The organism is Methyloceanibacter sp., from assembly GCF_058506495.1.
Genome location: NZ_JBZMXT010000084.1, coordinates 1 through 9,057 on the forward strand (window position 1 = coordinate 1; position 9,057 = coordinate 9,057).

A 9,057-nucleotide genomic window follows, 5' to 3' on the forward strand; every position below is an offset into this window, starting at 1 on the left:
CGATGACTATCTCCATCGGTCGCCGTTGTTCTCCATTGTGCGTGCCGAGTAGAGCCTTTTGCAAATCGCGAAACCAAGCCATCAAATTGCAAAGATGGCCCGCGCACGAGACCGCAGCTTTTCAGCTAAACCACTGAAAATCATCGATTAGTCAGGCTGGCACGGCCTTTGAAACTATGACGGCAGTTTTAGTCATCAAAGGCTTTGGCCATGCAAGTTCTGACAGAGATCGATGATTTTCCTGGATTCGGGTTTGCGCCGCTGGCGCCTGCGCGAAGCACCGAGAGTGATCCCCGGATTGCCGAAGCCGTACGGCTGATTGGCAGGGTTGGCGGACACAAGGTGGGCTTTATCGGCTTGGCTTGTGCACCGTGCACGGACGGTTCCTACCAAAGTCCGGTTCTCGAAGTCATGCAGCGGTTGGCGGAAAGTGATCACGAGGTGGCGGCCTTCGATCCGATCATCTACCTCCTGACGGATCGGGTCTCGGTTGGGACGGGTTCGCTGTGCGCTAGTGCCGATAAGGTCATCGATTGGTGCGAGACGCTTGTGGTCACCTACCATAGCAGAGGCCTGCAGACGGCGATCGCTTCACGCCGGGGCCGCTGTCATCTCATCGACCTAGTAGACCTTTTTGCCGAGCAGACTCGCCTTCCGGCACGTGCGAACCGCGCGACCCGGTGCCGGCTCTCTCACAAGACCCATTGAGACGGGGTGCCTCCATGAAAACGCGACACACAGTTACACTGCGCTACGTTGCCGTCCTCGCGATCGTCTTGATCCTTGGCATGGTGCCGATCCTATTCAACTTCGTCGTAGATCCCTTCAACATGAACAGGCTTGTCGATTTGGACCTCGACAAGAAGGAGATCAGCGTCAAAGCGCACTATCCCCTTTACAAGATGATCGAGTACCCGCGTAAGCGCGGCACGCATGTCGTCCTTGGGGACAGTCGAAGCCGCGCGCTTCAGGACAGGTATTTCGACGAGACGGGTTTCTCTGGCGCCTACAACTTTGCGTATGGCGGCGCGACGATTCCGGAGATTCACAGCACGTACGAGTACCTGCGTGAAAACGCGGATGTCAAAACACTGATCGTAGGGGTTCCGCTGAGAACCTTCGGTGTAGGCCATCGCGGCGACCTAAATAGGGTCCCAGAGGCGATCAGGTTGGCCAATGCACCGATGCGCTATTACGCGAGCTGGTTTGTTGCAAAGACCGGTTGGGCGAATATCGACGATCGTTACGGTGAGACACTTCAGAAACTAGGACACCTCGTTCCGAGCCTAGTCGCGAGTGCCGAGGCCGATGAGCGTCAGTCCTTAGACGACATGCTCGGCGAGAGGATCTGCAAGAAATGTTTATTGCCGGAAGCGAAGACCTCGCGCGACCTTTCTGGAAAGCTGAAACGGTATAGTTTGGGGCTCGGTCCTTGGGCGACGCTCTGGGAAGAGAAGAGACTTGTCAGGAGCTTACCGGGCAAGTTTGCTCGCCAGGTCAGCAAGAATGCAACGAATGACTGGCGGCGGTTCACGTTCTCCGATGAGTTATGGGAGAAGATAGCGGAGATCGCCGCATGGTGCGATCGGGAAGGGATCGAGCTCTACTTCTTCATCCCCCCAACAATTGCGGAGATGCAATACCGCATCACCGATTTCGGCCTCTCGGACATCAACCACACCTACCGAGCGCGCCTAGCTCAGTTTGCACCCGTCGTCGATCTGGATTTCGACAATCCGCTCACGCGAGACTTGGAGAACTTCAACGACGCCTACCACTTCGATAGCGGTGTGGCGCGGGCAATCGTTCATGAGTTCGCGCGGCTGATGTCATCGCGCAAGCAGCGTCAGGAGCTGACGCCGCCGCGCGACGACCTGGTCCGCTGTCCGATCGACAGCGAGGACAAGGCCTCGGTGAAGACCCATGGCCGACTGACACTGCGTGAAGGGGTCAATTGCCGGATCTGGAGTATTTCTGATGCCTAAGACCAAAATCCAATTGGGGATTATTGCGGCGCTCGTTGCGATTTTTCTCGGCTTCTCCGTTGCGTACATTCTTGGGGAAACGACCCAAGGACCAGAAGCCGTCCTGACTGCACGGAAGGACCCCGACGCCGAGGAACGTCTTGAAAAGGCGCGCGACTTTCAGAAGGTCAAGAAGTGGGCCAAGGCCAACGACCTGCTGCGGGCTCTGGCGGACGAGGGTCACCCTGTCGCCATGTACCATCTTGCCCGAGCCTACAAATACGGCTGGGGCGTCGACACTGATCTAGAGACTGCGCGCGATTGGCTCATTGAAGCCGTTCGCTACGACTACGTCTACCGAGGCGAGACGGCATACGAAATCGGGCGCCTGTATCAGCAATCCATTGGTAAGGACTGCGATGCGATAGCCGTCGAATGGTTCGAGAAAGCTCTCACGTGGGACTTTAAGAAGGCGCACGTTCAGCTTGCCTATCACTACCGATATGGTCTCGGCGTCAAAAAAGACGTTGACCGTTCTCTGGATCATTATGAGCAGGCGGCAATCGCTGGCTATCCGACCTCCACGATCAAATATGCGCTGTGGCTTCTGAAAGGTGGCAGCGGCGTCGAAGCGGATGATGAGAAGGCGCGCTACTGGGGCCGTCGCGCGGCCGACGGTCTAGTGACAAAAGCGAATGATGGCTCGGGCAGTGCCTCAAAGACGCTCGGTCGCCTCTATCGAGATGGCGTCTTCGTGAAAATGGATTGGTTTGAATCAGAGCGGTGGTTCCGGCGGTCAGCCCGCCTGGGCGATGTCGGAGGCATGCATGAGTTGGCACTACTTCTATTGCGGGACTCTGAAGACGAAGACCGGTCCAAGGAAGGGGTGGAATGGCTGCGTATGGCATCCGAGCTCGGACACGGCGGTGCCATAACGGATCTCGGGAGGTTGCACCTCAAGCAGTTCCTTGGACTGTCCGACCTCGAGGCGATCGGCCTGTTCGAGCGCGGTGTCGCACTGCAGCACCCCGGTTCAATGGAAGAGCTGGCGCGGCTACTGGCTGAAGGCCGGCTGGTCGAAAAGGACACCGCTCGAGCGCTCAAGCTTTCGCGGGACGGCGCCAAATTGGGTCACAAGGGATCTCAATCGCTGCTGTCGGAGCTCAAAGCGCAAGCTCAGCATTCACCCATCGAAACAGACAAATCTTAAGACACTAGCGGCGCGAGGCGCCCACACGCATTCGGAGGCGGAAGACAATGGTTTTTAGCTCGCTGGAATTTATCTACCTGTTCCTCCCGGTCACGTTGGCCGGGTTCCTGATCCTGCGTCACTTCGAGTCCGAGCGCGGTATTATCGCGTGGCTGATCGGTGCATCGCTCTTTTTCTATGGCTGGTGGAATCCCTGGTACCTGGTTCTTCTCATCGGCTCTGTTTTCGTCAACTATGGGCTTCACCGCCTCCTGATACGGGATAAGAACCGTTGGATCTTGGGACTAGGCATTGCCGGCAACCTACTAGTTCTCGGCTACTATAAGTATGCCGACTTCTTCGTATCGAACGTGAATGCATTGACCGGACTTGACTTCGCGCTCGCTGGGGTCGCGCTGCCGCTCGCGATCTCGTTCTTTACGTTCCAGCAGATTTCGTTTCTGTACGACACTTATCGTGGTGAACTGGTGGAGTGCGATTTTCCTCGTTACGCGCTCTTCATCGTGTTCTTTCCACAGCTCATCGCAGGGCCGATCGTTCTGCAGAAGGACACTATCCCGCAGTTTACGATGCCCGTCTTCCAGAACCGGTTGGGCGTCAACTTGTCAGTCGGTCTGACACTATTCGTGATCGGCTTGTTCAAGAAGATCGTCTTGGCGGATGGCGTGGTGCCCTACGTGTCGACCGTCTTCGGCCTTGCCGAAACGACGGAGGGCGTGCCCGTCGAGGCTGCGTGGATCGGCGCGCTTGCCTACACATTCCAGATCTATTTCGATTTCTCGGGTTATTGCGACATGGCTCTCGGCATTGCGCGCATGTTTGGGATCCGTCTGCCGATCAACTTTAACTCCCCTTACAAATCTGGAAGCATCATCGAGTTTTGGCGCCGCTGGCACATCACTCTCTCCCGCTTCTTGCGCGACTATCTCTATATCCCACTCGGCGGCAGCCGCCGCGGGGCCGGGCGCCGCCATCTCAACCTAATGGCCACGATGGTCCTGGGGGGGTTGTGGCATGGCGCAAGCTGGACGTTCGTTGTGTGGGGGGGATTGCATGGCCTGTATCTCACCGTGAACCATGCCTGGTCGCGCTATTGGGGCGCCTCGTCACGACCGGACTGGTTGCCGGCGTGGCTCAGCCGCGGGCTCGCGCAGGCGCTTACACTTCTGGCCGTTGTCGTCGCCTGGGTCTTCTTCCGCGCCGAGAGTTTTGGTGGAGCAAGCAACATCCTCGCTGGCATGAGCGGTACATCGCAACCACTTGAGCCCAAACTCTGGGAATCGCTATCTCAGGGTACGATGATGATTTGGTTGCACTTGGCTGCGCTGGCTGCGGTTGTCCTGATGTTACCCAACTCAATTGAGATCGCACGCCGATATGGGCCCGTCCTTGCGGACGGCGCGGAGTCGGTGAAGAATTCATCACTCGGGCAACATGTCGCTTGGCGCCCATCGCCGGCCTGGGCGGCAACGATGGGGCTGGGCTTCTTTGTGGCCTTGATCCAGCTCTACCGGATGGAAGACATTACGGAGTTCATCTACTTCAATTTCTAGGCTTTAAGGCCAAGGAGTGCTCGATGGGGCGCAAGGAATGGACGGTCGTTTCGGCAGAAGAAGTTTACCGGAACGACCGGGGGTTGATCGTCAGCCGTGAGGAAATTCAGCTCACCGACGGCCGGACCATTCCGGACTTCTTCCAGGTCCAAATGCCGAGCCACACGACCATCTACGCCACGACGGAAGACAGCCTTGTGGCCTGCATTCATCAGTACAAGCACGGTCCGCGCAAGGTGGCGCTCACTCTGCCGGGTGGCTTGATCGATCCGGGCGAGGATCCTCTTGAGGCCGCAAAGCGAGAACTGTTGGAGGAGACAGGCTTGTCGTCCAATACCTGGACCGCGCTCGGAAGCTTCACGATTTCAGGCAATCAGGGCGTCGGCACGTCCCATCTTTTCCGAGCGGACCGTGCCGAGATCGTCCGTGCACCGGACTCGGGAGACCTCGAAGACATGGAACTCCAATTCATGTCGCTCGAAAGTGTTTTGACGGAACTGCAAGCCGGCAGCTTTCCGATCATCAGCCATGCCACTGCCATCGCTCTGGCGAACTTGAAGCGCTAATGCGCTTTGCGCTGCCTTGCGAATTGCAGTTTGCAATGGGGATCTTTGCAGTTGGCAATTCGCAACAGAGTCCGAAAAACCGGTCTCCGAATAACCTGCTGATTATATTATACAAAATCTGGCATGCCGCTTGGCACGGCTCTTGAGTTCTAGGCCTCAGGAACAACTGAACCTGAAGGCAAGATCATGAACGACTTAGCTCGTAACTTCGAACTCTATGAATCAGTAGACGCGGCAGTCGTACGGCCGGTGCTCCGTCACCTCCCGTCCATCTCTGTCATTGGCCTGGGCTATGTCGGTGCGGTTTCGACCGCGTGTTTGGCAAAGCTCGGTCATACTGTGATCGGCTGCGATGTCGATGAGATCAAGGCCAACCAAATCGCACGCGGCGAGTCGCCCATACACGAGAAAGATCTCGGGGATCTACTGAGCCTTGGTGTAGAGGCAGGTCTTGTCTCCGCGACGACCGACGTCGCCGACGCCGTGGCCGACTCTGATATGACGTTTGTGTCTGTTGGTACGCCGACATCTCCTGTTGGCGGCTGCGACTATCGCTACGTGATCTCCGCCGCGCGTGAGATTGGCAAGGGGATCGCCCGCAAGGACGCTTATCATGTCGTCGTGATGCGTTGCTCGATCCCGCCCGGAACCACGCTGAATGTGATGGTCCCGGAAATCGAGGCAGCATCGGGACTGAAGATGGGTGAAGACTTTGGTGTGTGCTTCAATCCAGAGTTCCTGCGTGAAGGAACCGCGATCGCCGATTTCGACAACCCACCCAAGACGGTCATCGGTGCCAATGACGAGCACGCGGCCCGGATGCTGGCGAATGTGTATGCGCCAGTCGATCCCGAAGCGATCGTTACCTCGATCGAAGTCGCAGAGATGGTCAAGTACGTCGATAATGTTTGGCATGCTGCCAAGGTCTCGTTCGGCAACGAAGTAGGCCGCATCTGTAAACCCCTTAAGATTGACAGCCACAAGGTCATGGACATCTTTGTCCAGGACACCCAACTCAACCTCTCGCCGTACTACCTTAAGCCGGGCTTTGCCTATGGCGGCTCGTGCCTGCCGAAGGAAGTGCGCGCCGTGGCGCACTTGGCCGATCAGCTTGGTGTCAGTGCGCCGCTTATCTCGTCGCTTGGTGTGACAAACGCTCAGCAGATTCAGTCTGCTGTCGACATGCTACGCGAGGACGGTTCCGCGCGTGTGGGTTTCCTCGGCTTGGCGTTTAAGTCGGGGACAGACGATCTGCGCGAGAGTCCTATTCTGGAAGTCGTCAATGCCATGCTCTCGGAGGGCCGCGACGTGAGTGCTTGGGATCCGGCCATCAACGCCGAAACCCGCATTTCGAACCAATTCGACTATGTGCGGCACATCTATCCGCATCTCGAACCTGTGGTGGATGCGCTACCGACTATGCTGTCGTCCAGCCCGCTTTCGGTGTTGGACCAATCCGACGTCGTGGTGGTCACCCAGTCGACTGATGCCATCCGCAGGGCTGTCGCAGCTCGGCTCGGCCGGGCACGGATCATCGACTTAGTGCGTCTCTTCCCTGAGGTGCCGGATGCCGACGGCTACACCGGGATTGGGTGGTGAGCTGGTCTCTCGAATAAGGGACAGCAATACTGAGTAGAGGAATATGAATGTGAGTTTCGGCACTGACGTCGGCTGAGCGACTCTGGCGCTCAAGCGACGTCGGCTGTCGGACTTTACGCGCCTTTATCCAGCCGCAGGAGAGGGCGGCGTTTACGCGTAAGGCGGAGTTTTCCAAACAGCGATCTGATGTCGGTTCCCTCCCTGTCCGCCGCGTTAGAGAGAAGGAGGTGCAATACACTGAGATGCTGGAACTTTGTCCAGGGATCGGTCGCTGCTCTCGCTGCTTTTTGGCGAAATCTCCCTGCATTTCCCACTTTAGCAGGGAGAGCCGGGTTGGCCTCAGACTGCCAGCACATCGAAAACGGCGCTGAGAAAGTCAGCTTGCGGCTATCTTGAGAAACTCGTCAACGAAACTATCTAGAGCCTCCCAATCCGTGAACTCCCGATCCGCTCCGTCTTCAGACGCGAGTCCACCCCTCATCACGATGAACTTGACGACCTGCTGTTGGAAATAGTCGTACTCGTCGAAACGGACAGCGCCGCCCAACAGGAGCGTCATGCGCGGCTGCCATCCCGTCAACAAGACAAACTGATCTACGTAGCGTTGCGCTTCAGAACGAGTTTCCTCCAGCGCCGCTGATAAGCTGACTGATATAAAGGCTGCAGGACTAGCGTTCAGGCGTTCGCTATGCGCGGTCGCGAAGTTCTTGATAACCTTCTGATGCTGCTCTTGGTGAACTGAACCGGCAAGAACAAAAGCGTGGAATTTGTCGAGGTCCAGGTGAGCATCTGGCTCCAAAGCGTCGTGAAGTTCGACTGAGTGTCCGCGGTCGGAAACGTCTTTCGCCACACGCTCGGCAATCTTCCGAGTCTGCCCCTCAGTGGTTCCATAAGCAATCAGGACATTCAAAATTGCCCCCAAACGCAGTCAACGTTCGCCGCTAGATTAGGTATGTATGCGGTGAGCATACCGATCAGGGCACAGCGTGGCCAGTGCATGTCGTGTACGTCGGATCATTGGCGGGTATTGCGATTGCCCATCCAAAAGAGAAGAGGCCCCGCGGGGGGCGCGGGGCTTCGCAGGGAAAGTGGTGGCCGAGCCATACAATGGCTCCAGGTGCCACGCTTCCTAATTATCTTTTTTATCTTTCTTATCGTCATCCTTATTCTTCTTGATGGCTCCGGCAGTCGCGCCAGCGGCAGCACCAACAGCGGCACCTGTGGCTGCTCCGGCGCCGGTTACGGCTCCGACTGCTCCGCCGACCAAACCGCCCTTTACAGCGCCCTTACCGGCACTCGGATCATCCTCAGCAATCGCAGATGTCGTTGCAAACGCTGCAAAGGGCAGCATCACGCTGAAGGTCAAGGCTCGGACTGTCTTACTCATTTGGATCTACTCCTAGGGTTTAGGTCGGATGCTCTCTACGGCGGCATCCGAGTCGTTCGAAGTTTGAGTCCGACGCATCTATGCATTCATTGAGCTAAGTCAATCCCAGCGTGCGCGTCGCCTCATCCGATATCGGTATGAACCCCGAAGTGAGAGTTCTTGTTCCCCCGAAGGAACGGAAATAAGTACGCATCAGGACTGCGTCCAGTCAGTCCTTTGCAGCGCCGAAAGAAGCTTCTTTCCGACAGTCTGAGATTGATCCGAGTCGACGGAAACAGCAAGACAAGATATGAAGCATCGACTTGCTTGCGACCGGATGGTCGCGCTTCGGGAGGAAACAAAGAATGTATCCGCGGACTTTTCTGAGATTGTTCCTCGTGTTGGGAATAGCCGTCTTAGGCGCTGTTGGCCCTGCCAAGGCCCAGACGGACAAGCCCAACATCGTCGTCATCTGGGGTGACGACATCGGTGTCGACAATATAAGCGCCTACAATCTTGGCATCATGGGCTACGAAACGCCCAACATTGACCGCATCGCCAACGAAGGCGGGATGTTCACGCACTACTACGCCCAGCAAAGCTGCACGGCTGGGCGCGCAGCCTTCATACTTGGTCAGCAGCCGTTCCGAACTGGTCTGTTGACCATCGGCATGCCTGGCTCGGAACATGGCATTCCTGACTGGGCCCCCACGCTCGGGGATCTGCTCAAGGACAAGGGCTATGCGACCGGCCAGTTTGGCAAGAACCATCTTGGCGACCGTGACAAGCATCTACCGAC

9 protein-coding genes are annotated in these 9,057 nt (G+C 57.0%); 7 read left to right on the top strand and 2 right to left on the bottom strand.

Annotated features, from left to right (window positions below; all coding sequences use genetic code 11):
• Positions 1 to 210 precede the first annotated feature (210 nt).
• From AC33YF_RS11620 to AC33YF_RS11645, 6 genes are all read left to right on the top strand, one after another.
• Entirely contained in the window at positions 211 to 708 is a 498-nt protein-coding gene (locus AC33YF_RS11620) for a Rossmann-fold NAD(P)-binding domain-containing protein (protein ID WP_491777368.1), read from the top strand.
• A 14-nt stretch (positions 709 to 722) separates the two neighbouring features.
• Positions 723 to 1,985 carry a hypothetical protein gene (locus AC33YF_RS11625; protein WP_491777369.1) on the top strand — a complete coding sequence of 421 codons (1,263 nt, stop codon included), beginning with the start codon at positions 723 to 725 and terminating at the stop codon, positions 1,983 to 1,985.
• Positions 1,978 to 3,174, top strand: a complete 1,197-nt coding sequence (locus AC33YF_RS11630; RefSeq protein ID WP_491777370.1) for a tetratricopeptide repeat protein — start codon at positions 1,978 to 1,980, stop codon at positions 3,172 to 3,174. The genes AC33YF_RS11625 and AC33YF_RS11630 overlap by 8 nt, the downstream gene beginning before the upstream one ends.
• A gap of 47 nt (positions 3,175 to 3,221) precedes the next feature.
• The gene (locus AC33YF_RS11635; protein WP_491777371.1) at positions 3,222 to 4,727 is read left to right on the top strand and encodes an MBOAT family O-acyltransferase; all 1,506 of its coding nucleotides are present in this window, start codon (positions 3,222 to 3,224) and stop codon (positions 4,725 to 4,727) included.
• Positions 4,728 to 4,750: 23 nt separating this feature from the next.
• The gene (locus AC33YF_RS11640) at positions 4,751 to 5,293 is read left to right on the top strand and encodes an NUDIX hydrolase (RefSeq protein ID WP_491777372.1); all 543 of its coding nucleotides are present in this window, start codon (positions 4,751 to 4,753) and stop codon (positions 5,291 to 5,293) included.
• Positions 5,294 to 5,479: 186 nt separating this feature from the next.
• Positions 5,480 to 6,892, top strand: coding sequence for a nucleotide sugar dehydrogenase (locus AC33YF_RS11645; RefSeq protein ID WP_491777373.1), 1,413 nt, complete (start codon positions 5,480 to 5,482; stop codon positions 6,890 to 6,892).
• 376 nt (positions 6,893 to 7,268) lie between these two features.
• Here AC33YF_RS11645 and AC33YF_RS11650 read toward each other — a convergent pair whose 3' ends face one another.
• Together AC33YF_RS11650 and AC33YF_RS11655 are read right to left on the bottom strand one after the other, a co-directional pair.
• Positions 7,269 to 7,802: a flavodoxin domain-containing protein gene (locus AC33YF_RS11650; protein ID WP_491777374.1), complete on the bottom strand. Its 534-nt coding sequence runs from the start codon at positions 7,800 to 7,802 to the stop codon at positions 7,269 to 7,271.
• 219 nt (positions 7,803 to 8,021) lie between these two features.
• Entirely contained in the window at positions 8,022 to 8,279 is a 258-nt protein-coding gene (locus AC33YF_RS11655) for a YMGG-like glycine zipper-containing protein (RefSeq protein ID WP_491777375.1), read from the bottom strand.
• A gap of 344 nt (positions 8,280 to 8,623) precedes the next feature.
• Here AC33YF_RS11655 and AC33YF_RS11660 point away from each other — a divergent pair.
• On the top strand, positions 8,624 to 9,057 hold a 434-nt coding region (locus AC33YF_RS11660; protein WP_491777376.1), incomplete at its 3' end, for a sulfatase-like hydrolase/transferase.

What these genes read in the sequence shown, in the direction of transcription:
- AC33YF_RS11620 (WP_491777368.1), top strand. Translation starts at nt 211, where the DNA reads ATGCAAGTTCTGACAGAGATCGATGATTTTCCTGGATTCGGGTTTGCG.
- AC33YF_RS11625 (WP_491777369.1), top strand. Translation starts at nt 723, where the DNA reads ATGAAAACGCGACACACAGTTACACTGCGCTACGTTGCCGTCCTCGCG.
- AC33YF_RS11630 (WP_491777370.1), top strand. Translation starts at nt 1,978, where the DNA reads ATGCCTAAGACCAAAATCCAATTGGGGATTATTGCGGCGCTCGTTGCG.
- AC33YF_RS11635 (WP_491777371.1), top strand. Translation starts at nt 3,222, where the DNA reads ATGGTTTTTAGCTCGCTGGAATTTATCTACCTGTTCCTCCCGGTCACG.
- AC33YF_RS11640 (WP_491777372.1), top strand. Translation starts at nt 4,751, where the DNA reads ATGGGGCGCAAGGAATGGACGGTCGTTTCGGCAGAAGAAGTTTACCGG.
- AC33YF_RS11645 (WP_491777373.1), top strand. Translation starts at nt 5,480, where the DNA reads ATGAACGACTTAGCTCGTAACTTCGAACTCTATGAATCAGTAGACGCG.
- AC33YF_RS11655 (WP_491777375.1), bottom strand. Translation starts at nt 8,279, where the DNA reads ATGAGTAAGACAGTCCGAGCCTTGACCTTCAGCGTGATGCTGCCCTTT.